The sequence below is a fragment of the Mammaliicoccus vitulinus genome, assembly GCF_029024305.1.
Lineage (GTDB): Bacteria > Bacillota > Bacilli > Staphylococcales > Staphylococcaceae > Mammaliicoccus > Mammaliicoccus vitulinus.
On the sequence record NZ_CP118974.1, the window covers coordinates 856,611 to 878,895 of the forward strand.

The 22,285-nt window shown below is 32.0% G+C and carries 27 protein-coding genes; 19 read left to right on the top strand and 8 right to left on the bottom strand.

From position 1 onward, the window contains the following. The first annotated feature begins 147 nt into the window (after positions 1-147). The 6 genes from PYW35_RS04225 to PYW35_RS04250 all read left to right on the top strand — a co-directional run bounded on the left by PYW35_RS04225 (position 148) and on the right by PYW35_RS04250 (position 5,902). The gene (locus PYW35_RS04225) at positions 148-1,113 is read left to right on the top strand and encodes a diacylglycerol kinase (protein WP_016912141.1); all 966 of its coding nucleotides are present in this window, start codon (positions 148-150) and stop codon (positions 1,111-1,113) included. Positions 1,114-1,173: 60 nt separating this feature from the next. Further along, entirely contained in the window at positions 1,174-2,547 is a 1,374-nt protein-coding gene (gene rlmD / locus PYW35_RS04230; RefSeq protein ID WP_103322931.1) for a 23S rRNA (uracil(1939)-C(5))-methyltransferase RlmD, read from the top strand. 103 nt (positions 2,548-2,650) lie between these two features. Continuing rightward, a complete protein-coding gene (locus tag PYW35_RS04235; RefSeq protein WP_103322932.1) occupies positions 2,651-3,787 on the top strand; it encodes a PQQ-dependent sugar dehydrogenase in 1,137 nt (378 codons plus the stop codon). 98 nt (positions 3,788-3,885) lie between these two features. Then, entirely contained in the window at positions 3,886-4,431 is a 546-nt protein-coding gene (locus PYW35_RS04240; protein WP_103322933.1) for a DUF3267 domain-containing protein, read from the top strand. Positions 4,432-4,500: 69 nt separating this feature from the next. Beyond that, a complete protein-coding gene (dinB, locus tag PYW35_RS04245) occupies positions 4,501-5,568 on the top strand; it encodes a DNA polymerase IV (RefSeq protein ID WP_016912137.1) in 1,068 nt (355 codons plus the stop codon). A gap of 118 nt (positions 5,569-5,686) precedes the next feature. Further along, positions 5,687-5,902, top strand: a complete 216-nt coding sequence (locus PYW35_RS04250) for a hypothetical protein (protein ID WP_016912136.1) — start codon at positions 5,687-5,689, stop codon at positions 5,900-5,902. Positions 5,903-5,946: 44 nt separating this feature from the next. Here PYW35_RS04250 and PYW35_RS04255 read toward each other — a convergent pair whose 3' ends face one another. Together PYW35_RS04255 and PYW35_RS04260 are read right to left on the bottom strand one after the other, a co-directional pair. Continuing rightward, complete coding sequence (locus PYW35_RS04255; protein WP_103322934.1) at positions 5,947-6,501, bottom strand: 3'-5' exonuclease; 555 nt, start codon at positions 6,499-6,501, stop codon at positions 5,947-5,949. A 175-nt stretch (positions 6,502-6,676) separates the two neighbouring features. Further along, positions 6,677-7,183, bottom strand: a complete 507-nt coding sequence (locus tag PYW35_RS04260) for a ferritin (protein ID WP_016912134.1) — start codon at positions 7,181-7,183, stop codon at positions 6,677-6,679. 147 nt (positions 7,184-7,330) lie between these two features. Between PYW35_RS04260 and murT the strand changes: the two genes are divergently transcribed. Then, entirely contained in the window at positions 7,331-8,641 is a 1,311-nt protein-coding gene (murT, locus tag PYW35_RS04265) for a lipid II isoglutaminyl synthase subunit MurT (RefSeq protein WP_016912133.1), read from the top strand. After that, positions 8,641-9,363 (top strand): lipid II isoglutaminyl synthase subunit GatD, encoded by a 723-nt coding sequence (gene gatD, locus PYW35_RS04270; RefSeq protein WP_103322935.1) that lies wholly within the window; start codon positions 8,641-8,643, stop codon positions 9,361-9,363. The genes murT and gatD overlap by 1 nt, the downstream gene beginning before the upstream one ends. A 648-nt stretch (positions 9,364-10,011) precedes the next feature. Here the strand turns inward: gatD and PYW35_RS04275 are convergent. After that, on the bottom strand, positions 10,012-11,007 hold the full coding sequence (locus PYW35_RS04275) for an FUSC family protein (RefSeq protein WP_103322936.1): 996 nt from the start codon (positions 11,005-11,007) through the stop codon (positions 10,012-10,014). A 97-nt stretch (positions 11,008-11,104) separates the two neighbouring features. Between PYW35_RS04275 and map the strand changes: the two genes are divergently transcribed. From map to PYW35_RS04300, 5 genes are all read left to right on the top strand, one after another. Further along, positions 11,105-11,860: a type I methionyl aminopeptidase gene (gene map, locus PYW35_RS04280; protein ID WP_016912436.1), complete on the top strand. Its 756-nt coding sequence runs from the start codon at positions 11,105-11,107 to the stop codon at positions 11,858-11,860. 141 nt (positions 11,861-12,001) lie between these two features. After that, a complete protein-coding gene (locus tag PYW35_RS04285) occupies positions 12,002-12,391 on the top strand; it encodes a hypothetical protein (protein WP_016912437.1) in 390 nt (129 codons plus the stop codon). Positions 12,392-12,407: 16 nt separating this feature from the next. After that, entirely contained in the window at positions 12,408-13,118 is a 711-nt protein-coding gene (liaF, locus tag PYW35_RS04290; RefSeq protein ID WP_103322937.1) for a cell wall-active antibiotics response protein LiaF, read from the top strand. Further along, positions 13,115-14,158: a sensor histidine kinase gene (locus tag PYW35_RS04295; RefSeq protein ID WP_016912439.1), complete on the top strand. Its 1,044-nt coding sequence runs from the start codon at positions 13,115-13,117 to the stop codon at positions 14,156-14,158. The genes liaF and PYW35_RS04295 overlap by 4 nt, the downstream gene beginning before the upstream one ends. After that, positions 14,148-14,777: a response regulator transcription factor gene (locus PYW35_RS04300; protein WP_016912440.1), complete on the top strand. Its 630-nt coding sequence runs from the start codon at positions 14,148-14,150 to the stop codon at positions 14,775-14,777. Before PYW35_RS04295 ends, PYW35_RS04300 begins: the two co-directional genes overlap by 11 nt. A 48-nt stretch (positions 14,778-14,825) precedes the next feature. Here the strand turns inward: PYW35_RS04300 and PYW35_RS04305 are convergent, their stop codons facing one another. From PYW35_RS04305 to PYW35_RS04320, 4 genes are all read right to left on the bottom strand, one after another. Continuing rightward, entirely contained in the window at positions 14,826-15,395 is a 570-nt protein-coding gene (locus PYW35_RS04305) for a beta-class carbonic anhydrase (RefSeq protein WP_016912441.1), read from the bottom strand. After that, positions 15,379-16,446 carry a YihY/virulence factor BrkB family protein gene (locus PYW35_RS04310; protein WP_016912442.1) on the bottom strand — a complete coding sequence of 356 codons (1,068 nt, stop codon included), beginning with the start codon at positions 16,444-16,446 and terminating at the stop codon, positions 15,379-15,381. Before PYW35_RS04310 ends, PYW35_RS04305 begins: the two co-directional genes overlap by 17 nt. Before the next feature lie 71 nt (positions 16,447-16,517). Next, positions 16,518-16,817: a YtxH domain-containing protein gene (locus tag PYW35_RS04315; RefSeq protein ID WP_016912443.1), complete on the bottom strand. Its 300-nt coding sequence runs from the start codon at positions 16,815-16,817 to the stop codon at positions 16,518-16,520. A 162-nt stretch (positions 16,818-16,979) separates the two neighbouring features. Next, positions 16,980-17,345: a PH domain-containing protein gene (locus PYW35_RS04320; protein WP_016912444.1), complete on the bottom strand. Its 366-nt coding sequence runs from the start codon at positions 17,343-17,345 to the stop codon at positions 16,980-16,982. Positions 17,346-17,482: 137 nt separating this feature from the next. Between PYW35_RS04320 and PYW35_RS04325 the strand changes: the two genes are divergently transcribed. The 4 genes from PYW35_RS04325 to PYW35_RS04340 all read left to right on the top strand — a co-directional run bounded on the left by PYW35_RS04325 (position 17,483) and on the right by PYW35_RS04340 (position 19,781). Then, positions 17,483-17,686, top strand: a complete 204-nt coding sequence (locus PYW35_RS04325) for a DUF1128 family protein (RefSeq protein WP_016912445.1) — start codon at positions 17,483-17,485, stop codon at positions 17,684-17,686. A gap of 18 nt (positions 17,687-17,704) precedes the next feature. Beyond that, the gene (locus tag PYW35_RS04330) at positions 17,705-18,934 is read left to right on the top strand and encodes an aminopeptidase (protein ID WP_103322938.1); all 1,230 of its coding nucleotides are present in this window, start codon (positions 17,705-17,707) and stop codon (positions 18,932-18,934) included. Positions 18,935-19,015: 81 nt separating this feature from the next. Continuing rightward, a complete protein-coding gene (locus PYW35_RS04335; protein ID WP_016912447.1) occupies positions 19,016-19,195 on the top strand; it encodes a hypothetical protein in 180 nt (59 codons plus the stop codon). Positions 19,196-19,268: 73 nt separating this feature from the next. Then, positions 19,269-19,781, top strand: a complete 513-nt coding sequence (locus tag PYW35_RS04340; protein WP_016912448.1) for an acyl-CoA thioesterase — start codon at positions 19,269-19,271, stop codon at positions 19,779-19,781. A 79-nt stretch (positions 19,782-19,860) separates the two neighbouring features. Here PYW35_RS04340 and yfkAB read toward each other — a convergent pair whose 3' ends face one another. Beyond that, positions 19,861-20,988 carry a radical SAM/CxCxxxxC motif protein YfkAB gene (gene yfkAB / locus PYW35_RS04345; RefSeq protein ID WP_103322939.1) on the bottom strand — a complete coding sequence of 376 codons (1,128 nt, stop codon included), beginning with the start codon at positions 20,986-20,988 and terminating at the stop codon, positions 19,861-19,863. A gap of 137 nt (positions 20,989-21,125) precedes the next feature. On the opposite strand from yfkAB, the gene PYW35_RS04350 reads away from it, so the two are divergent. Then, positions 21,126-21,287 (top strand): SE1561 family protein, encoded by a 162-nt coding sequence (locus tag PYW35_RS04350; protein WP_016912451.1) that lies wholly within the window; start codon positions 21,126-21,128, stop codon positions 21,285-21,287. Between the two features lie 107 nt (positions 21,288-21,394). Further along, on the top strand, positions 21,395-21,910 hold the full coding sequence (locus PYW35_RS04355) for a type 1 glutamine amidotransferase domain-containing protein (RefSeq protein ID WP_103322940.1): 516 nt from the start codon (positions 21,395-21,397) through the stop codon (positions 21,908-21,910). Positions 21,911-22,285 lie beyond the last annotated feature (375 nt).

The following is a 22,285-nucleotide window of genomic DNA, read 5'->3' on the forward strand; positions in this document are numbered from 1 at the left end:
TAAAGATATATCGTTAACTTGTAGATGAATGACGAGAAAAATTTTACGTAATATATTCAGAACGAAAAGACACTCATCATTTTTTACTTTCTTATATTTAACATATGCTTTAATATAAAGATATAAGAAAATACAAGAGGGATCACAATGAAGAAAAAAGCGAGAATCATTTATAACCCAACATCAGGAAGAGAATTATTTAAAAGGGCGTTACCTGATGTTTTAATCAAATTAGAACAAGCTGGCTATGAGACAAGTGCACATGCGACAACGAGTGCCGGTGATGCTACGAAAGCAGCTAGAGAAGCTTTAAAGTATGATTATGATGTAATCATTGCAGCTGGTGGAGATGGCACATTAAATGAAGTGATTAATGGCATTGCTGAAGCTAAAAAGCGTCCTAAACTAGGATTGATTCCTATGGGTACTGTTAACGATTTTGGTAGAGCGCTTCTCATACCGAACAGTATTATGGAAGCAGTAGATACGATCATTAAAGGTGATTTAGTTCCTGTAGATGTAGGTAAGATGAACAATCGTTATTTTATAAACATTGCTGGCGGTGGGAAAATTACAGAAGTTTCTTACGAGGCACCAAGTAAGCTTAAAACGATGGTAGGTCCATTAGCTTATTACATTAAAGGTATAGAAATGCTACCTCAAATTAAAGCTACTGATATTCGTATTGAATATGATGGCAATGTATTCCAAGGTGAAGCAATGATGTTCTTGATTGGCTTAACAAATTCAATTGGTGGCTTTGAAAAGTTAGTGCCTGACGCTGACATTAATGACGGCAATTTCACATTGCTTATTTTAGAAAAAGTGAATTTTGCAGAACTTGGTCATATTTTAACACTTGCTTCTAGGGGTGAACATGTCAATCATCCTAAAGTTCATTATACAAAAGCTAAAACGATAAACGTTTCATCTTTTGAACAAATTCAACTAAATGTAGACGGAGAATTTGGTGGCGTATTACCTGCTAATTTCTTAAACTTAAAGCAGCATATTCAAGTTTTCTCTAAACTTGAAAGGGTGAAGAGAGAGCATGGGATTGAGACAGTAGAAAGAGAACGAGAAAGATTACACGAAGAACAAACAGAAGAATAAATACATAGGGACATTATTTTGTCCCTTTTTTCTATGTTTAATGTGAAAGAAGGAGTTATTATGGCGGGTATAGTAAATAAGAATGAAATATATACAGGACAAGTTATTGATTTTACACATGAAGGTCACGGTGTCGTAAAGTTTGATCGTTATCCGATTTTTGTACCAAACGCAATAAAAGATGAAACGATTGAATTTAAAGTCATTAAAGTAAAAAAGCAATTTGCTATCGGTAAATTGATAACGATTAAAGAAGCATCTGAAAATAGAGTAGAAGCACCATGTGAATATTATAATGTGTGTGGAGGATGTCAACTTCAACATTTAGGTTATTCAGCACAATTAGAAATGAAAAAAGAACAAGTTGTAAACTTGTTCAAGCGTAAGTCAAACTTTGAAGATACGATCATTCATAACACTATTGGTATGGAAAATCCGTGGCAATATCGAAATAAATCTCAAATACCAGTGGGTAGAAATAGAGAAGGTGAAATCGAGCTTGGATTCTATAGACAGAGAAGTCATGATATCGTAAATATTGATCATTGTATGATACAAGACGAAAAGCACGATCAAATTATGATTAAACTGAAAGCATTGTTAGAACAAATTAATATAAGTGTTTATAACGAGCAAAAGCATAAAGGGGAATTAAGGCACATCATATTGAGAAGCGGGTATTATACTGGCGAAACAATGATTATATTTGTTACGAATAGTAAACAATTAAGCCATAAAAACAAAATTATAGAATATATTACAGCAGAATTTGATAACGTGGTCAGCATTAAACATAATATAAATTTAGAAAAATCAAACGTTATTATGGGTAACACATCTCATACATTGTATGGAGAAGAAACGATTACAGATAAATTATCAGAATATCAATTTAAAATATCCGATACATCTTTCTATCAAATTAACCCAGTTCAAACAGAAAAATTATATCGTAAAGCATTAGAGTATGCTCAATTAGATGGAGAAGAAACGGTTATAGATGCATATTGTGGTATAGGAACGATAGGCTCTTACATGTCACAACAAGCAAAACACGTATATGGCGTTGAAGTCGTAGAACAAGCTATAGAAAATGCGAAAGAAAACGCAGAAATCAATCATATTGATAATGCAACATGGGAAGCAGGAAAAGCTGAAGAAGTCATATTAAAATGGCAAAAAGAAGGCATAAAGCCAGAAGTTGTTATGGTCGATCCACCTAGAAAAGGCTGTGACCAAACATTTATAGAAACTTTAATAGAACTGTCACCAAAGAGAATTGTCTATATATCATGTAATCCAGCAACACAAGTAAGAGATGTAGAAATATTAAAAAGAAGCGGTTATCAATTAAAAGAAATTACACCAGTAGACATGTTCCCACATACAACACATGTTGAAACAGTCGCTTTAATAGAAAAAACAAATAATTGACGCTTAACTACCCATCTGAATAGCTGGGTAGTTTTCTCTTGTTGAGCTTTATTGTTGTGTGTAATCGCATACATCTGTATAAATAAATTAAGGAGGGTTGTTTATGAAAAGCGTGCTAGTAAGTGCGATATCGCTTAGTTTTTTATTGTCTGCTTGTGGTAGTGATTCGAGTGAGGATTCAAATAATCAAACTGAAGAGCATAAAGAACAGTCTCAGAATGATAATAGTAAACAACAACGTGATTCGGACAAAGAACAGGATCGTAAGCAAACTAAAGGTGTTGAGGTTGTCACAGATCGTTTGGATACACCATGGAGTATTATAAAGACTGGAAATATATTTTATTTAACGGAGCGTCCTGGAAAAATTGTGAAGGTTGAAGATGGTAAGAAGACAGAACAAGATGTAAAGTTGAAAGAAGATGTTTCTACCGCTAGTGAGGCTGGTCTTTTAGGTTTAGCGCTTGCGCCTGATTTTGAGGATTCTCATGAAGCTTACGCTTATTATACCTATGAAAATGACAAGGGTCAGTTTAATCGCATTGTGAAGTTGAAATTAGATGATCATACGTGGACTGAAGAGCAAGTATTGTTAGATGATATTCCGAGTGGTCAATTTCATCATGGTGGTAGATTGAAAATTGGTCCTGACGATAAGTTATATGCTACGGCAGGTGATGCTTCTGATGAGGAAAATGCACAAGATAAAAAATCTTTAGGTGGTAAGATTTTAAGGTTAAATCTTGATGGTAGTAAACCGAGTGATAATGCTTTTTCTAATTCTTATGTTTATAGTTACGGTCATAGAAACCCACAAGGTATGGTTTGGACTACAGATGACAAAATGTACGCAAGTGAACATGGTAATCAAGCGAATGATGAAATAAATGAAATTACTAAAGGGAAAAATTATGGTTGGCCTGTAATTGAAGGTAATGAAGAAAAAGCTAGTATGGAAACACCATTGTTTACTTCTGGATCTGATGATACTTGGGCGCCTTCTGGTCTAGCTTTTCATGATGGTATAATCTACTCGGCTGCACTACGTGGAGAAGGCATTATGAAGTTTGATATTGCTCAAGACAAAATGGATAAAGTTGCTACAGATTATGGAAGAATTAGAGATGTTTATATTGAAAATGAAACTTTATATTTTATAAGTAATAATTCAGATGGAAGAGGAAATCCTTCAAATAAAGATGACAAATTGTATAAAGTATCTTTAAGACAATTGAAATAACGAAAAGCTGAAAATGTGAAATAATTAGTAATAAAAGTATTTATATTTTATAATAAGCATGTAAAGATTATTAAGACTTAGTTTCATGGGGGAATTAAATGCTTAAAATTGATTTAGTTAACAACGTATCTGTATTAAAGAGGCTAGCGTTATTACAATTCGTCTTATTTCTTTCATTAATCTTAATGAGTTTCAAAGTAATAGCGAATGTTATATATATTTATGAAGAAGGGTTCATAAGAAATATCGTAACCGGGATAATAGGATTAATTGTTTTAGTATTTATACATGAATTGATTCACGGTATTTGTTTTAAAATATTTAATCCTTCTGCAAAAGTGCAATATGGTTATATGAAAGGTATGTTTTATGCGACAACGCCTCACTCTATATATAGGAGAAAACAGTTTTATATTATATTATTAGCACCATTTATCATTATCAGCTTAGTTTTACTTGTTACTTTATTATGGTTACAAGTAACTTCTATTATTTATATATTTGCTTTTCATGGAGCAGCATGTATAGGAGATTTCTATATGGCTCAAATTATTTTTAGTAATAAACAAATGAATTACGTCGAAGATACTGATGTTGGAATTAATTTGTACGCAGACAACAAAGACTTTCAATCAATAAGTTAATAGAAATTTTGATATAATATATAGGAATTTGGGTAACCATTTTCCTATTTTTTTGCAGAGGTGTATACAATGGAACGGCGAATCATTCATATTGATATGGATGCATTCTTTGCTCAAGTAGAAGTGAGGGATAATCCAAGTTTAAAAGGCAAACCCGTCATAATAGGTGGACGTGCTTCAGGTAGAGGTGTTGTTTCGACAGCGAGTTATGAAGCGAGAAAATTCGGTGTGCATTCTGCAATGCCAATGGCTCAAGCGCATCAGCTATGTCCAGATGGATATTACGTACGTCCTAGGTTGAATCATTATAGAGAAGTTTCCAATGAAATTATGGCAATATTTAAGAGTTATACAGATATTGTAGAACCTTTATCACTTGATGAAGCTTATTTAGATGTTACAGAACTTGTTAGAAGAGATTTATCAGCTTCGACGATTGCTCAATATATACAAAGAGATATTTATGATAAGACACATCTTACTTCATCAGCAGGTATTTCTTATAATAAATTTCTAGCTAAACTTGCGAGTGGAATGAATAAACCGAGTGGAAGAACTGTCATACATTATGACAATGCACACGATTTATTGATGTCATTACCGATTGGAGATTTTGCAGGTATAGGTAAAGTAACAGAAGAAAAAATGAAAGAATTAGGAATTCATACGGGTAAAGATTTACACCAATATAACCAAATGGAGCTCATTCAGTTATTTGGAAAAAGAGGCGTCAGTTTTTATAACAAAGTGCGAGGGATAGACGAATCTCCCGTTAAACCTACGAGAATTAGAAAATCAATCGGAAGAGAAACGACTTTCGAAACGGATCAAAATGATGATGATTTTATTTTAAATACGATTCGGAAATTAAGTGGGGAAGTTGCAAATAGAGCAGATAAGCATGAACTGGCAGGAAGAACGATTACAGTTAAGTTGAAAACACATGATTTTGAAACTCTGTCTAAACAGACAAGTAGTAACACACCTGTATATGATGAAGTGGAAATATACAATATAGCATATGATTTATATAATGCACTTAAAGATGCTGACACGTCTATTCGGCTAGTCGGTGTATCCATCGGAAATTTAGTATCTAGAACGTACCGCAATTTAACGATATATGATTTCATATAAACACTAAACTTGATATTTAATTTTATCCTTAGTATTCTAATATAGGTTGTGAAAGAGTTTCATTTAAAATATAAAAGGGTATTATAAAATACTTATAATTAAGAAGGTAGAGATTAATATGAAATTTAAATTTTCAATTATAGCAATTACAGTGTTGTTGACGATATTATTTATTAAAAGTTCCATAGATACAGGCACATTTGATGTCATAAAATTAATCGGAATTGTTGCAATTGCAATATTATTATTCTGGGCAGATAAAAAACTAGAAAGACCCGTTAATAAAGCAAGCTTAAAAAGAGATTTAAAAAAAGAGTTTCATCATAAAGAATAACAGTGTATAAAAAAAGCTGGGACAATTTAATTGTCTCAGCTTTTTTATACATATTTTTTATCTGATAATGTTTTGCCATATATACTTAACACTGAATCTAAGTCTTGGTAATGCTTTAAGAGTCGATAAGTTATAATTGCACATGCTTTTGCATCATTTAAAGCATGGTGATGGCCTTTGAAATCAATATTATAATAAGTCATCATATGCGCTAGACCATACCTATGATTGTTTACGGTTTTTCTAGCTAATATGCATGAACAAAAGTATGTTAAATCAGGGATTTCTAAGTTGAGTTTATTGAGTGACTTAAACAATACATTCATATCAAATTTAGCATTATGTGCAACGACGGGTAATTCACCAATGAAGTCCATCATATATGGAAAGACAACATCAAAAGTAGGTGAATTTGTCACGTCAGAAGGTTTAATTTTATGGATTTTAATATTCATATTTGAAAAATAATCTTCTGGATTAACTAAAGTATAAAATGTCTCGGTAATTTGATGATTAACTACTTTTACCATTCCAACAGAACATATACTTTCGGGGCTACCATTAGCTGTTTCAAAATCTAGTGCTACAAATGAAGACATGTCATCACTTCCTTTAGACCGTTATTATAATCATTTCAAAGCATAATGTAAATCATGATGAATTACATTATGCTTTGAAGGTTAAAGATCGTCATATAAAAAACCATCTACTATAGTTCATAAGTTAGTAGATGGTCTGTAGAAAATCGTAATTCTATATTTTATAACAAAAAAATTATTCTGCGCTTTCATCAAAGTGACGAGCACTTAATTCTTTTTCATATATAAATAGTGCATTGTTATCTTCTTGAATTCTTTCTAAATAATCAATATGTGTTTCAAACATTGATTCTTCTTCAACTTGTTCATCTAAGAACCAGTTTAAAAATGAAATTGTAGCAAAGTCATTTTCATTTTTAGCAATTTCGGATAAATTATAGAAGCGACGTGTTACATCTCGCTCTTGAGCTAATCCATCTTTAAATGTTTCTAATAAAGAATTGAATTCAGTTTTAGGTGCATCTAATGATGTGAAAATAGCTTTTTCACCACGATCATTAATATAGTTATATATTTTCATGCCATGGAAACGTTCTTCTTTAGCTTGTTGAATATAGAAGTTTGCAAATCCATCGTAACTCTTGTCTGCACAATATGCTGCCATTGCCATATATGCATGTGCTGCGTAAAATTCATGATTTAATTGATTGTTTAAAGCATCTAGTATATTTTTAGATAACATAAAAATCTTCCCTTCTATAATAAAATTCTATTTACATATTTATTATACAATAACAACAAATGGAAACCAACGATTTGACATAGTGAAACTCTTTTTTTAAAGCTTTTGAACGTGGTATAATAATGTGACAGAACAAGGAGGTAACGTATGAAGAAGTATGTTGCGAAAAATATAGCAAAACTTGCTCGATATGCAAGTAGAAAAGTTGGTAAACAAGGTACGGATCTTCCGGGACAATTAGCACGTAAAATAGACCCACTTATTTTAAGGAAATTAGCTAATGAAGTAGATGAAATTGTGATGATAAGTGGTACGAATGGTAAAACGACGACATCTAATTTAATTGGTTATACATTGAAGAAGAACAATATCGAAATTATACATAATACTGAAGGGGCCAATATGGCTGCGGGAATCACTTCAAGTTTTATTGTTCAATCTAATAAAAATACAAAAATTGCAATTATAGAGATTGATGAGGGTTCAATTCCAAGAGTATTGAAGGAAATGACACCTACAATGATGGTTGTAACAAACTTCTTTAGAGATCAAATGGACAGATTTGGTGAGATTGATACAATGGTTGATAACATTGCCAATTCCATTAAAGATAAAGGCATTAAATTGCTACTCAATGCTGACGATCCATTTGTAAGTAGATTGAAAATAGCGAGTGACGATATTGTTTATTATGGTATGAAAAAAGGCATTCACGATTTCGAGCAAAGCACGATGGTTGAAAGTAAATATTGTCCTAATTGCGGACGTTTACTAAATTATAGTCATGTTCATTACAATCAAATCGGCCATTACACTTGTGAATGTGGATTTAATAGAGCGACACCTCAATATGAAGTGACTGCTTTTAAACAAGCACCGTTTATACAAGTTGGCTTAAATGATGCAAGCTTTGATATGAAAATTGCTGGAGATTTCAATGTGTTTAATGTTATTGCAGCGTATACAGTGTTACGAGAATTAGGACTTAATGATCAATCAATTAAAGCTGGATTTGAGAGTTATACATCAGATAACGGACGTATGCAATATTATAAAAATAGTAAAAAAGAAGCGTTAATCAACTTGGCTAAAAATCCAGCAGGTCTCAATGCAAGTTTATCAGTTGGTGAACAAGTTGATGGAGAAAAAGTTTATTTAATCGGCTTAAATGATAATGGTGCGGATGGTAGAGATATTTCTTGGATTTATGATGCTGACTTTGAAAAGCTATCAAGACAAAACATTAAAGCAATCATATGCACAGGCCAAAGAGCTGAAGAATTAGCTTTAAGATTGAAATATGCAGAAGTTGAAGCAAAAGTTATCATCGAACAATCAATAGAACAGGCAACTGAATTATCGATGACGTATCCTCAATTTACGGTTGCGATACCAAATTATACATCGTTATCACCAATGCATCGCACATTGAATAAAGCCTTTAAGGAGGAAGCATAATGTCATCTATAAAGATATATCATTTTATGCCAGACAAATTAAATTTATACGGAGATATTGGAAATATTATCGCCCTGAAACAACGTGCGAAATGGCGCAATATTAACGTCGAAGTAGTGGATATAACAGAAACAGATGACTTAAGTTTAGACGAATGTGATATCTTCTTTATTGGCGGCGGTAGTGATAGGGAACAAAGCCTTGCTACAGAACAATTAAAGAAAATTAAAACACAACTTAAAAATGCAATAGAAGATGGTATGCCAACATTAACAATTTGTGGAGGTTATCAATTTCTAGGTTCGGAGTATGTAACGCCGGATGGTACAAGGTTAGAAGGTTTAAATATACTTAATATATTCACTGAATCAAAAAAAGAGCGTTTAATAGGAGATATCGTAATTGAATCTGAAACATTTGGTCAAATAGTAGGCTTTGAAAACCATGGTGGAAGAACATATCACGAATACCCAACACTTGGAAAAGTTGTTGATGGATATGGAAACAATGATACAGACAAACGAGAAGGTATACATTATAAAAACTTATTAGGTACATATTTACATGGACCAATATTGCCAAAAAATCATGAAATTACAGATTACTTATTGAAACAAGCTTGTATACGTAAAGGCATAGCATTCGAACCAGAAAAATTAGATAATACAGTTGAAGAAGCGGCAAAACAAGCTATAATAAAAAGATTGTTAAAAGCGAAATAAAGTTAAAGTATTTAAAGCAAGCATGCACAAGCAAAATCATAGATTCTATAACAAATAACAACTCATTTCTAGCTGAATAAATCTGTGAAATGAGTTGTTATTTATTTTGATTTGGGATTGAGATCTGAATGTTGCTTGTTTGGTAAGTCTTGCAACATACAGGGCTTCTATGTTGCTTGTTTGGTAAGTCTTGCAACATACAGAGCTTCTAAGTTGCTTGTTTGATAAGTCTTGCAACATTCAGACCTTCTATGTCGCTTGTTTGATAAGTCTTGCAACATACAGAGCTTCTATGTAGCTTGTTTGGTAAGTCTTGCAACATTCAGACCTTCTATGTCGCTTGTTTGATAAGTCTTGCAACATACAGAGCTTCTATGTAGCTTGTTTGGTAAGTCTTGCAACATACAGCATGTACTTAAAAGAACAAACGAAAAAATATAAGAAAAATGAATATTCCTCACGATTTTGCAAAGTGCTGACGCCCGGGGGAATGGTATGCGAGAGAGACCACAGGCTCGAACCATACCCCCAGGAAAGCATGCACAAGCAAAATCGTAAGATTTTAAAATAAAAAAGACTGCCAACAAGATCACTTTAAGTGACTTTATCGACAGTCTGAGATTTCTTCACTAGACTATAACCTATGGGTTAGTTTGAAATTTTAGAATATCTATCATTCAATATTTTATTGATCATCAAAATTTCATAAATAATGTGACTTTTAATTTGGTTTTCATCAAATTCATCGAGGCCTTTCACACTATTTTTAAGCGTAGTCGCTGCTTTTTTCTGTTTCATAAATTCTTTTGTTGCTAAAAGATGCTCATATGATTTTAAGAAATGAGAGATTGCGATTCGCTCTTTTTCTGTGAAAATAACTTTAGTGTTTTCAGGCAAATAAATTAGATTGAGCAGATGTGCATTAAGCAATCGATTTGTATGATATTTCATTTCAACTTTTCTAATATGTGTTTTAGATTCTTTCTTTGTACGGTGGTAATCATATTCTTCTTTTTGATATTTAATGAGTTGTTCAATTTTAGTAGCATCTTGTTGAAGTGATGTCATCTTTTTCATTGATGGATGAGATTCATATTCACCAAGCAAAAGTTCTTTAAGTCTATTTATGTATATCTTTAAAATTCTGTTATCCATTTCATTATTTATATGTTCAATTTGATTAATATATTTAGGTGGTAAAATAATAAAATTAACAATTCCTGCTGTAGCTAAGCCGATAGTGGTTGTTGCTAGACGAGAAACAAAGTTATAAACAAAGGCTTCATGAATAACAGGTACCATAGCAACAGCTGTAATGGCTGCTACAAGCATGCCATCTATTAATTTCAGTTGATAACATAATAAAATGGTTACAGTTGCAGCTAATGAATAACTTAATGGTGATTCACCAAAGAAATATGTGCTAATAACAGCAATAAATGCACCAAGTATAGATGCGGGGAAACGTACAAAAGCTTTCTTTAAAGAAGCTTTAGCTGTAGGTTCAATTGTTACGATAGATGTTATAACTGCAAATATAGGATTTAAGCTTAATAACATGCAAATTAAAGCGGTTAAAAATGTCGCTAATCCTGTTTTAATAATTCTTGCACCGATAATTCTAGTTAACCAATTTTCTTTCATACACAAAACTCCGAAATCATTTTTTTATAGTATAACATGCATTTTCTGATATAATTAAAAACGACAAAAAAATTTTAAAAGAAAGAACGGGATTTAAATGATAATTCAAAACAATAAAGAACTTGAAGGCCTAAAAGAAATAGGTAAAATATGTGCGATAATTCGAGATGAGTTGAAAAATGCGACTAAACCCGGTATAACGACGAAAGAATTAGATGATATTGCAAAGGAAAGATTTGAAGAGTTAGAAGCTGAATCAGCTCCTATTGCAGAATATGATTTTCCAGGGTATACATGCATAAGTGTCAACGAAGAGGTTGCACACGGTATTCCTGGTAAACGCGTTATAAAAGAAGGAGATCTTGTTAACATTGATGTTTCAGCACGTAAAAATGGTTACTATGCAGATACAGGTATCTCATTTGTTGTTGGTGAAACGGACGATCCGAAGAAACAATTAGTTGTAGATGTAGCTGCTATGGCTTTTGAAGAAGCTATGAAAAAAGTTAAGCCTGGCGCTAAATTATCTCAAATCGGTAGAGCAGTTAATGCTACAGCACGTAAAAATGGATTAAAAGTTATCAAAAACTTAACTGGACATGGTGTAGGTCTATCATTACATGATTCACCACAGCACGTTATGAACTATTATGATCCATTAGAGAAACAACTACTTAAAGAAGGTATGGTCTTAGCTGTTGAACCATTTATCTCTTCTAATGCAACAATTGTAAGTGATGGTAAAAATGATTGGGCATTTGAAACGAAAGATAAAAGTTATGTTGCTCAAATTGAGCACACGATTGTTGTAACAAATGAAGGCCCATTATTATTAACTAAATTAGAAGATTAATACAAAGCTCAAGCATATCTTTCATATGGCTTGAGCTTTTTCTAAGACTAAGGACCTATTGTTAATTCGTCCCTAGGTCCATTTCGAGATTATGAATAACATTTTATAATAGAGTTTAATCTGACAGAAGTAGGTGATTCTATGTTTAATGTTGTTTCTAATCAATTAAAACAACTTATACTTGTTTCTTATTATGAAAGTTTAGATGCTTGTGCCAAGCATTTAGATGTTAAAATAAAAGCAATGAAGCAATATATATCTTATTTAGCTCAGAAACGATGTCATTTAAGTAAAATGATTGATAAATACAATTTAGAATTAGACAATAAGTATATGGATAAAATAGAAGATTTTAAAATTACCTGTGCTAAAAAATTAGAAGACCATGATTTACTATGGTTACAAAAACAAATTAATATGTTAGAAAGTGAATTAGCTAAAATTGATGAAGCAATGAAACGTACTTTAGATCAAATAGCTAATACGATAGCTGAACGTACAATGCTGACACAAATGAATTCACTTCTCTAAGGTTAGGAGTGGTAAGTTGAAGAATAAATTTATATCAACAGAATTGTTAATTGTTTTATCAGTACTCGTTCTGTTGTCTAATATTTACTATATTTTCTTTGAAAAAATAGGCTTATTACTTGTTGTCGTAATGGGGGTTATATTAATTTATGTAGGCTATTTATACTTTCATAAATTACGAGGACTCATTATATTTTGGATAGGGGCCATATTATTAATTTATGCATTACTTTCTAATCCTTATATGCTGGCTATTCTATTCTTATCCCTTATATTTTTAGTTGTGAGATATATTATATATCGAAAGAAACCACTAAAAGTAGAACATATAGAAAACACATCTAATGAAAATATTAATGAATCATTTATAAAACAGCGATGGTTTTCTCCACAAAAAACACCTCATTACATTTATAAATGGGAAGATATACAAATTCAACAAGCAATTGGAGATATAGAATTAGATTTATCTTTAGCTGCCAATTTATCAGAGAATAATGTGATTGTTGTAAGACAATATATTGGTAAGACACAAATTATCGTTCCTTATAATTATCATGTGAATGTACATATAACAGCTTTATTTAGCAGGTTATATATGAATGATCAAGTATATAGAGTGAGAAATGAAACGGTACATTACGAAGAAAATAGTCATAAAAATACTTTTAAAGTAAATATTTTCTTCTCAACATTTATGGGAGATGTTGAGGTGATTTTCCGATGAATAACTACACTAGAATTATTGGTTCAATGCTCATTCTTGTCTATACAATTGTCGCTATATTATTTTTCTTAGATCGTATTTTTATTAATATTATTTATTTTCAAGGTATTTTTTACACTCAAATACTTGGTGTGCCAGCATTTTTATTTATTAATATAGTTGTTATTCTATTATGTATTATTATCGGTTCAGCTGTAGCATATAAAATTAACCAACAACATCATTGGATAAAAGAACAAATAGAAAGATCGTTCCAAGGTGAAATGTTAGGCGTGAATAATCACGAAATAGATTTACACAAAGAAACATTGGAAATTTATCAAACTTTGATACCTTTACATGAAGAGCTATATACATTGAGATTAAAGTCTCAACAAATTATAAATGAGTCATACCAAATGCAAGATTCAGTCGTTAAGAAAATTATAGAAGATGAAAGACAGCGACTAGCTAGAGAATTACATGATTCAGTAAGCCAGCAGTTATTTGCTGCAAGTATGATGCTTTCAGCTATTAAATCTTCAGAGTTGAGTGATGCACTAGCTAAACAAATAGATTTATTAGAGAAGATGATTCAAGATTCTCAGCTGGAAATGAGAGCTTTATTATTACATTTAAGACCATTAGGACTTAAAAATAAATCACTAGGTGAAGGTGTAAAAGATTTAGTAGTCGATTTAAAACAAAAAATTCCTATGAAAGTTGTATATGATATAGAAGATATAGAAATAGCTAAAGGTACGGAAGATCACCTTTTCCGAATTACACAAGAAGCGATTTCCAATACTTTACGTCATTCTAAAGGAACAAGAGTTTCAATCGAGTTAATAGATACGAATGATTATGTTATATTACGTATACAAGATGACGGAGTTGGATTCGATACGTCTAATAAAGATTCACAAAGTTATGGTTTAAATACAATGAACGAACGTGCATTAGAAATTGGAGCAACTCTAAATATTATTTCAATGCCTGAATCGGGAACACGTATTGAAGTTAAGGTACCAAATAATAAGGAGGAACAATATGACAATTAGAGTATTATTCGTAGATGACCATGAAATGGTTCGAATAGGCATATCAAGTTATTTATCTACTCAAGAAGATATATCTGTCATAGGGGAAGCCGCTTCTGGTAGAGAAGGAATTGAAAAAGCTGAAAAACTTGAACCTGATGTTATCCTAATGGATTTAGTAATGGATGATATGAATGGTATTGAAGCTACGCAACATATAAAGAAAAATCAACCGAGCGTAAAAATTGTTATGTTAACAAGTTTTATTGAAGATAATGAAGTGTATCAAGCATTAGATGCTGGTGTTGATAGTTATATATTAAAGACAACTTCTGCAGATGATATTGCGAATGCTATACGTAAGACATACAATAAAGAATCTGTATTTGAGCCAGAGGTGCTCGTGAAAATGCGCAATAGAATGAACCAAAAGGCTGAATTATTCGAAATGCTGACTGAACGCGAAATGGAAATTTTACTATTAATTGCTAAAGGTTATTCTAATCAAGAAATCGCTAGCGCATCTCATATAACGATTAAAACAGTTAAGACACATGTAAGTAACATACTTAGTAAGCTAGAAGTTCAAGATAGAACACAAGCTGTGATATATGCTTTTCAACATAACTTAATATCATAGAAATAAAAAGAAGCTGAACATCTTATTTTAAAGACGTTCAGCTTCTTTTTATTTAGTAAATTCATAACCATTTTGAATAACTTCCAATTCACCATTATGTGGATCGATTACGAGCCCATGAATTGGAACGGATTGATCAAATAGTGGATGATTATAAATTTTTTGTATATTGGTTTGTACGTTCTGTGTGACGTCATCAAAGCCTCTTAAAAATTGTTGAATATCAATGCCAGAATGTTCAATCGTATTGAGTGTGTTATCAGTAATACCACGACTTTTCATTGTATCGATTACTGAATTGACATCTAAATTACCCATTCCACAATCTTTATGTCCCATTATAATGATTTCTTCTGCACCAAGTGCATAAATTGCGACTAATAAACTACGCATCGTTGAACCATAAGGATGTGAAATAGTAGCTCCAGCATTTTTTACAACTTTTACATCACCATTTTTAAAGCCTAGTGCGCGCGTGGATAATTCTGTTAAGCGTGTATCCATGCAAGTTAGCAAAACAGCTTTAGCATTCGGTGTCTTTGTTGTTATAAGGTTTTGATATTCTTTTTGGTCTATAAAAGCTGCATTATAATCTAATATATCATTCAATAGAGGCATTAGTCATATCACCATTTTCTGTTAAGTTATTAAATGCTTGTTCTTCGGGTGATCCGTTTTTAAGCATTTTCTTCTGATGTAATACTGCATTAATTTCGGCACCTATAATTATGATTAAACCTGTTAAGAATAACCAAATCATAAGTATGATGATTCCTCCGATACTACCATATGTTTTAGAGTAGTTCGCAAAGTTATTTACATATAATCCGAAAAGTGCACTCGAACCGAGCCATGCAATCGTTGTGAATGCAGCACCAGGAATAACGGATAATATTTTGATTTTAATATTAGGTGCTAACGCATACAGTGTAATAAACACGATGAAAGTAACAATTAACGGTAGCACGATTTTTACTAAACTGAATACCCATCGTAATTCAGACTCTAAACCTAAAGGCCCAAATAATAAATTTCCTATTTGTTGACCAAAGATAGGTAAGGCAATCGCTATACCAAAGACGACAACCATAATGATTGTGAAGAATACGCTCATAAGTTTAAGGACAATTGCATTTCTTCCATCTTCAACATCATACGCAACATTGAATGCGTTCATCAAGGCAGTCATACCATTTGATGCTGACCAAAGTGCTGCAATTAAACCGAATGAGAATAGTCCGCCACTGCCGTTGCTCATGACATCATCGATGATATCCGTTATAAGAGTAGCAGTATCACCAGGTGCATTTTCTGAAATCATCTTCGTAATGGTATCAGGATTGACTTGGAATATTGGAATTAATGTTAAAACGAATATAAGAGTAGGGAATAATGCAAGTAAGAAATAATAGGATAGTTGAGCAGCTAGTCCAGTTGCATTATCTTTGCCTATTCTATAAATTAACGTAGATAATATATTTCCATCTTTAGTAAATTTTGCTGGCTTATTAATTTTAGATACAAAAAATATTTGATTATCTTTTTTTGCAGTTTTAGATTCAAACCTTTGCGGTGGAATATAATTTTCTTTTTTTATAGATTTTTTTTGTTCATCTTTAAAGTTTTTAGCTTGTTCTAAAAATTTTGAACTCGATTTATCATTTCCCATAAATATTCTCCTAATTTAATATGGTGTTAAAAAAGACTAGGTAGTTGAATACGCCTAGTCTTTAATATAAATTATGAATGATTTGGACCTGAGATTTGTCTTTCGTTCTTTTTCTCAATGAATGTATCTTTAGCATCCATAATTGATTGTTCTAATTCTGGATTCTTGCGACGAATTTCTTCAATTACATCTTTCCAGTATAAAACTTCGTCTTTAATTTGATCTAATTTAGATGGCTCTCTTGAAGTATTACCTTCTTTAATGTTTTGAACTTGACTTGATAATGATTGACGAGTGTTTTTATCCGCTAAAGCGACAATTGCGCCAATTGTACCACCTATTAAAATAGCAGGAACTAATTTGTTTTGCATAATGTTTTTCCCCTTTCATGTATATAACTTTAAAATATCTTTGACCTACATATCATATCATATCTAATTATTAATTTTGAAAATATAGGTACTAATAAATGTTAAATAGTTCACTAATCCTTTTTATTCCCATTATTACAAAGATGTAAACACAATTGTAAATTATAATAGGGCGTTAGACAATAACTTTTCGAAAGGCATAATGTCTAAATTCCTGCCAATTTTAATTTTAAAATTGCCTGCGCGTGTCCACAATGTAATTTCACCATTTAAATCTAGTAATTTTCCAGCATTCTCAGTAGACCACATGAGTATAATGTTATAAGGTATGGAGTATGTTTCTACTTTTTTACCTGTAATACCTTGCATGTCTCGTATAATAATGCGCTTGTTTGTAAACACAGCTGTATCTCTGTATGTCTTGAAAGCACTATAAGCTTGTTCACTTTCAACAAGGTATTGATTTATGTTGTCTGGTACAGCAACTTGTTCGAACAATGTCCATGAAAGAATATCTTGTACCGCCATTACAGTTCACTCCTAACCTTATGATTTGTATACATTGTATAAAATATTCATATTAATTGTAAAGCGAATATACGAGTTTCATAGTTTTAATTATAATTACTTTTTGCTAAACTTAATTTTGAAAGGATGATAAAAATATGACTGAATCAATTGAACAAATGATAGATGATTTAAAAGGAAAACTGAGACTAGTGAATACAAGCGTATTGAGTAAAGACTCATTTCCTGAAGAAAAGAAAGAAGAATTAAAGGAAATACATAGTATGGTTATGTCTAGAAAAAATATTTCGACTAGTGAAATGGCTGCAATTACGCAAGCACTAGGAGACCTTAGAAAATAATTAAGGGGGAAGTACAATATGGGATATGAAACACAGCTTCAAAAATATGCAGAACTATTAGTGAAAGTTGGCTTGAATGTTCAAGAGAAAGAGCCTGTTTATATTCAAGCTTCAATTGATGCAAGTGAGTTTGTACATTTAATTGTTGAAGAAGCGTATAAAGTAGGAGCAATAGACGTTAAAGTCAATTACAAAGACGATAGAATTTCTCAATTAAAATATCAATATGAACCCGATGAATTTTTCGAAGAAGTTAAACAATATGATATTGATGAAAAAATGGATTATTTAAATAGAAAAGCAGCATTCTTATCTATTGTGTCATCTAGTCCAGATAGTTTGAAAGACGCTGATCCTAAAAAGATAAGTAAAGCAATGCAAGCTAACGGAAAAGCTTTTAAAGATTATATGGTAGCTGTGCAAAGCGATCGTATGAGTTGGTGTGTTGCATCTTATCCATCAGCAGGATGGGCTAAAATGATGTTCCCTGATTTAGATGAAGAAGCAGCAGTAAACAAACTTCTAGAAACAATTTTAAAAACAGTTCGAGTTGATCAAGAAGATCCTGTTAAAGCATGGGAAGAACATGATCATTTATTACATGAAAAAGCAGATTATTTAAACCTAAAGAAATATAAAGCATTGCATTATAAATCAGAAGGTACAGATTTAACGATTGAATTACCAACAGGACAATATTGGTCTGGTGCAAGTTCAATAAATTCTAAAGGCAATAGTTTCGTTGCAAACATGCCTACAGAGGAAGTATTCACAGCACCTCATAAAAATGGTGTAAACGGCGTTGTTAGCAATACGTTACCATTAAGTTATTCAGGTAATATTATCGATGACTTTACATTAACATTTAAAGATGGTGAAGTAGTTGATTATAAAGCTGGAGTAGGACAAGAAATTTTAAAAAGTATTCTTGAAACAGATGAAGGCGCTAAAAGGTTAGGTGAAGTAGCCCTTGTACCAGTTGATTCACCAATTTCAAATATGAAGACTTTATTTTACAACACGTTGTTTGATGAAAACGCTTCATGTCATATAGCACTTGGCTCAGCTTACGCATTTTGTATAGAAGGTGGCAAAGATATGACACCAGAAGCGTTAGCAGAAAATGGTCTCAATGACTCTACAACACATGTTGACTTTATGATCGGAAGTAAAGAATTATCTATTGATGGTATATTAGAAAATGGTGAGAAAGAGCCTGTATTTAGAGAAGGCAACTGGGCATTTTAATATATAGCCATTTAAGATTACATCATGTATAATAAAGATAAATAAAGTCTTTATAGTTAGTCATTCAAAGGAGGGGATATCATGAGTACACCAATGGAATGGAGCGTTATGATTGCATTTGTGTTCGCAATATTTACTTTTGGCGGAGCATTAATGATGTATCTTGTTAATACATTCGATAGTAGAGAATCTGTACGAATTGATACTGCTGAAGAAGCACTAGAAAAGAAAGTTTTTGATGATGAGGAAGATTATCATTAATACGCTTTAATAGCCGGGGAAACCTGGCTATTATTTTTCGACAAAATAAGTTTAAACGAGTGGGGTTAACAATATGGAAGAGAAAAAACCAATGAAAGAATCAAGAAGTGTTAAATCTATTCAAATTTTTCCGGAAGATACAAACCATCATAATACAATGTTTGGTGGTAAATTAATGGCAGAAATTGATGAGATTGCTGCAATCGCTGCGATGAGACATAGCGGACATTCAGTCGTTACAGCATCAACTGATTCAGTTGATTTTCTACAACCAATTAGAACAGGTGAAGTATTGTCATTAGTATCTTTCGTTACACATGCAGGTAAATCTTCAATGGAAATATGTGTGAAGGTCATTAGCGAAGATAACATTAATCACCAAAAACATTTAGCGGCGTATAGCTTTTTAACATTTGTAGCTTTAGATAAAGATGGTAAAAAAGCAAAAGTACCCGCTATATATCCAGAATCAGATGATGAAAAATGGTTTTATGAAAGTGCTATAGAACGAGTGAAATTACGTCACGAAAGAAGACATGAAAGTAAGAAAACATTAGACTTTATGTCTACCAAGTTATATATATAAAATGTGATATGTTAATACAAAAAATGCCTCATCCATTCGATTTATCGCATGGATGAGGCATTTTTTATGTTAATTTGTATTATTGATTCATTCTTAGTTCGTTTGCTTTAAAGTCTACATCTTTGTAATACATATCTTTCACAAGTAAGTTTGGACCGAGGCATCTTACTTTAGGACAATGACAATTGAGTGATTTTGCTAATGATGAGTTCATCCAAGTTTGATAAACGTCTTCTAATTTATCATGTTTAATATTTGCGATTGAACCAGTTTCATCTCCGAAGTCAGTAACAATTACATCTCCAGAGAATACGTTAACATTTAGTCTGCTTCTGCCGTCTGGATCATTTCTTAAGCTAACGTTTTTGGTATCTTTTAATCTAGATAATAAATTTTGGTCTGATTCGTTCATAAAGCAAGGATAGAATGGTAATGTACCAAATAGCATCCATGTGTCTTCATTTCTAAAATCTAATATTTCATGTATTGTGTCTTTCATTTCATCTAGGCTCATAATATTTAATTGACTTGCAAAGTCTGATGGATACATAGGATGAATTTCATGACGACTACATTTCATATCATGAATGATTTCGTTATGAATTTTATGTAAGTATGGTTTTGTACTTTTGTTTAACATCGTTTCTGCGGATACGAACATACCTTGTTCGGATAGTGTTGCAGAGTTTTGTATCATTTGTTCATAAAGTTTATATCTCGCTTTTAGAGGAGGTTTTTTATCCATAACGTGGAATCCAACTTCGCTGAATTCATCAATTGTTCCCCAATTATGTGATATGTGCATGACGTCAATATATTCTGCAATTTCTAAATAACGATCTATTGGTAGAGTTAAGTTAGAATTCATTTGCGTATATATTCCTCTTTTATGGGCGTACTTTAAAAGTGGAACAACAGTTTCTCGAATTGATTTTTTGCTGAACATTGGCTCTCCGCCAGTTATTGAGATTGTTTTTAAATGTGGTATTTCATCTAACCTTTTTAAAATAAGATCCATCGGTAACGTATCAGGGTCTCGTAATTGTAATGTATATCCAACAGCGCAGTGTGCACATCTCATATTACAAAGTGTCGTCGTCGTAAATTCTATATTACTGAGTTGTAATGAACCATGTTCGTCAATATCATTGTATGCTTCCCATGGATCGTTTTGTATTGAGATAGGACTTTTTAAGTCGTATATCATGCTATATCCTTCTTTCTGAATTTTTTCCTATCTATGAGCGTAACACTTGTAGATAGATTTTCCAATACTGTTTTATGATTGTTTTTATACTTATAATCCTTCATAATAATATTATTAAAGTCAAAAGGAGTATTAAAATGAGCCAAAAAACATCACTCAAAGAAATTAAACAAAGATTATCTGAGTTTTTAGAAGAAATGGAAGCTATGAATCCTGAAGATATGGAAGTATCTGATGTCGATGAATGGATTGCATTATTAGATGAACTTGAGAAAAAAGTGCAATCAATGCATGAATAAGTGTGACTGATAGAAGTCGTTACAAAATTAATAACAAAATACGTTTAAACTTTTTCATAAGTGGTATATAGATATTAGAATTATTATGAAAGGAAGAGATTGATATTATGAGTAAAAAAGTAGCAGCAGTTGTAACAGATTTATTTGAAGATGTTGAATTAACAAGCCCACAAAAAGCACTTACTGACGCTGGACATGAAGTTGTCGTTATTGGTGAAGAAAAAGGTAAAGAAATCACTGGTAAAAAAGGCGAAAAAGTTAAAGTTGACTTAGGTATAGAAGAAGCAAATGCTGCAGATTATGATGCAGTCTTAATTCCTGGCGGTTTCTCACCAGATATATTACGTGGAGATGAACAAGGTCGATTTGGCGAATTTGTTAAACATTTCGTACAAAATGAAAAACCATCATTTGCAATTTGTCATGGACCACAACTCTTAATAGATACTGATTTATTAAAAGGAAAAACTGTAACAAGTTTCTTATCTGTCCGTAAAGATTTACAAAACGCAGGTGCAAAAGTTGTTGACGAATCTGTAGTCGTAGACAGTGGCATTGTCACAAGTCGAACTCCAGATGACTTAGAAGACTTTAACCGTGAATCACTTGCATTGCTTCAATAAATGCTTTTCATGAGTCTGGGACATAAATAACCATTCTCAAAATAAAAGATCTCTTCATTAGTTAAGTCTAGTGAAGAGATCTTTTATGTTTTAAAATCTTACGATTTTGAAAGTGCATGCTTGCCTGTGGTTGCTTTATGAATATGGTTCGAGCCTGTTGTCGCGCGCGGCATACTATTCCCCCGGGCGTCAGCACTTTACAAAATCGTGAGGAACATTCATATTTTTTATATTTTTTCGTTTGTTCTTTTAAGCACAAGCTGTATGTTGCAAGACTGATCAAACAAGCAACATAGGAGGTCTGTATGTTGCAAGACTGATCAAACAAGCAACATAGGAAGTCCGAAAGTTGCAAGACTTACCAAACAAGCAACA

What these genes read in the sequence shown, in the direction of transcription:
- PYW35_RS04285 (WP_016912437.1), top strand. Translation starts at nt 12,002, where the DNA reads ATGTTTAATGTTGTTTCTAATCAATTAAAACAACTTATACTTGTTTCT.
- PYW35_RS04240 (WP_103322933.1), top strand. Translation starts at nt 3,886, where the DNA reads ATGCTTAAAATTGATTTAGTTAACAACGTATCTGTATTAAAGAGGCTA.
- PYW35_RS04320 (WP_016912444.1), bottom strand. Translation starts at nt 17,345, where the DNA reads ATGGCGGTACAAGATATTCTTTCATGGACATTGTTCGAACAAGTTGCT.
- PYW35_RS04325 (WP_016912445.1), top strand. Translation starts at nt 17,483, where the DNA reads ATGACTGAATCAATTGAACAAATGATAGATGATTTAAAAGGAAAACTG.
- PYW35_RS04335 (WP_016912447.1), top strand. Translation starts at nt 19,016, where the DNA reads ATGAGTACACCAATGGAATGGAGCGTTATGATTGCATTTGTGTTCGCA.
- PYW35_RS04340 (WP_016912448.1), top strand. Translation starts at nt 19,269, where the DNA reads ATGGAAGAGAAAAAACCAATGAAAGAATCAAGAAGTGTTAAATCTATT.
- PYW35_RS04275 (WP_103322936.1), bottom strand. Translation starts at nt 11,007, where the DNA reads ATGAAAGAAAATTGGTTAACTAGAATTATCGGTGCAAGAATTATTAAA.
- PYW35_RS04310 (WP_016912442.1), bottom strand. Translation starts at nt 16,446, where the DNA reads ATGGGAAATGATAAATCGAGTTCAAAATTTTTAGAACAAGCTAAAAAC.
- murT (WP_016912133.1), top strand. Translation starts at nt 7,331, where the DNA reads ATGAAGAAGTATGTTGCGAAAAATATAGCAAAACTTGCTCGATATGCA.
- map (WP_016912436.1), top strand. Translation starts at nt 11,105, where the DNA reads ATGATAATTCAAAACAATAAAGAACTTGAAGGCCTAAAAGAAATAGGT.
- PYW35_RS04350 (WP_016912451.1), top strand. Translation starts at nt 21,126, where the DNA reads ATGAGCCAAAAAACATCACTCAAAGAAATTAAACAAAGATTATCTGAG.
- PYW35_RS04315 (WP_016912443.1), bottom strand. Translation starts at nt 16,817, where the DNA reads ATGCAAAACAAATTAGTTCCTGCTATTTTAATAGGTGGTACAATTGGC.
- PYW35_RS04300 (WP_016912440.1), top strand. Translation starts at nt 14,148, where the DNA reads ATGACAATTAGAGTATTATTCGTAGATGACCATGAAATGGTTCGAATA.
- PYW35_RS04250 (WP_016912136.1), top strand. Translation starts at nt 5,687, where the DNA reads ATGAAATTTAAATTTTCAATTATAGCAATTACAGTGTTGTTGACGATA.
- PYW35_RS04355 (WP_103322940.1), top strand. Translation starts at nt 21,395, where the DNA reads ATGAGTAAAAAAGTAGCAGCAGTTGTAACAGATTTATTTGAAGATGTT.
- rlmD (WP_103322931.1), top strand. Translation starts at nt 1,174, where the DNA reads ATGGCGGGTATAGTAAATAAGAATGAAATATATACAGGACAAGTTATT.
- dinB (WP_016912137.1), top strand. Translation starts at nt 4,501, where the DNA reads ATGGAACGGCGAATCATTCATATTGATATGGATGCATTCTTTGCTCAA.
- yfkAB (WP_103322939.1), bottom strand. Translation starts at nt 20,988, where the DNA reads ATGATATACGACTTAAAAAGTCCTATCTCAATACAAAACGATCCATGG.
- PYW35_RS04260 (WP_016912134.1), bottom strand. Translation starts at nt 7,183, where the DNA reads ATGTTATCTAAAAATATACTAGATGCTTTAAACAATCAATTAAATCAT.
- PYW35_RS04225 (WP_016912141.1), top strand. Translation starts at nt 148, where the DNA reads ATGAAGAAAAAAGCGAGAATCATTTATAACCCAACATCAGGAAGAGAA.
- PYW35_RS04295 (WP_016912439.1), top strand. Translation starts at nt 13,115, where the DNA reads ATGAATAACTACACTAGAATTATTGGTTCAATGCTCATTCTTGTCTAT.
- gatD (WP_103322935.1), top strand. Translation starts at nt 8,641, where the DNA reads ATGTCATCTATAAAGATATATCATTTTATGCCAGACAAATTAAATTTA.
- PYW35_RS04305 (WP_016912441.1), bottom strand. Translation starts at nt 15,395, where the DNA reads ATGCCTCTATTGAATGATATATTAGATTATAATGCAGCTTTTATAGAC.
- PYW35_RS04330 (WP_103322938.1), top strand. Translation starts at nt 17,705, where the DNA reads ATGGGATATGAAACACAGCTTCAAAAATATGCAGAACTATTAGTGAAA.
- PYW35_RS04235 (WP_103322932.1), top strand. Translation starts at nt 2,651, where the DNA reads ATGAAAAGCGTGCTAGTAAGTGCGATATCGCTTAGTTTTTTATTGTCT.
- PYW35_RS04255 (WP_103322934.1), bottom strand. Translation starts at nt 6,501, where the DNA reads ATGTCTTCATTTGTAGCACTAGATTTTGAAACAGCTAATGGTAGCCCC.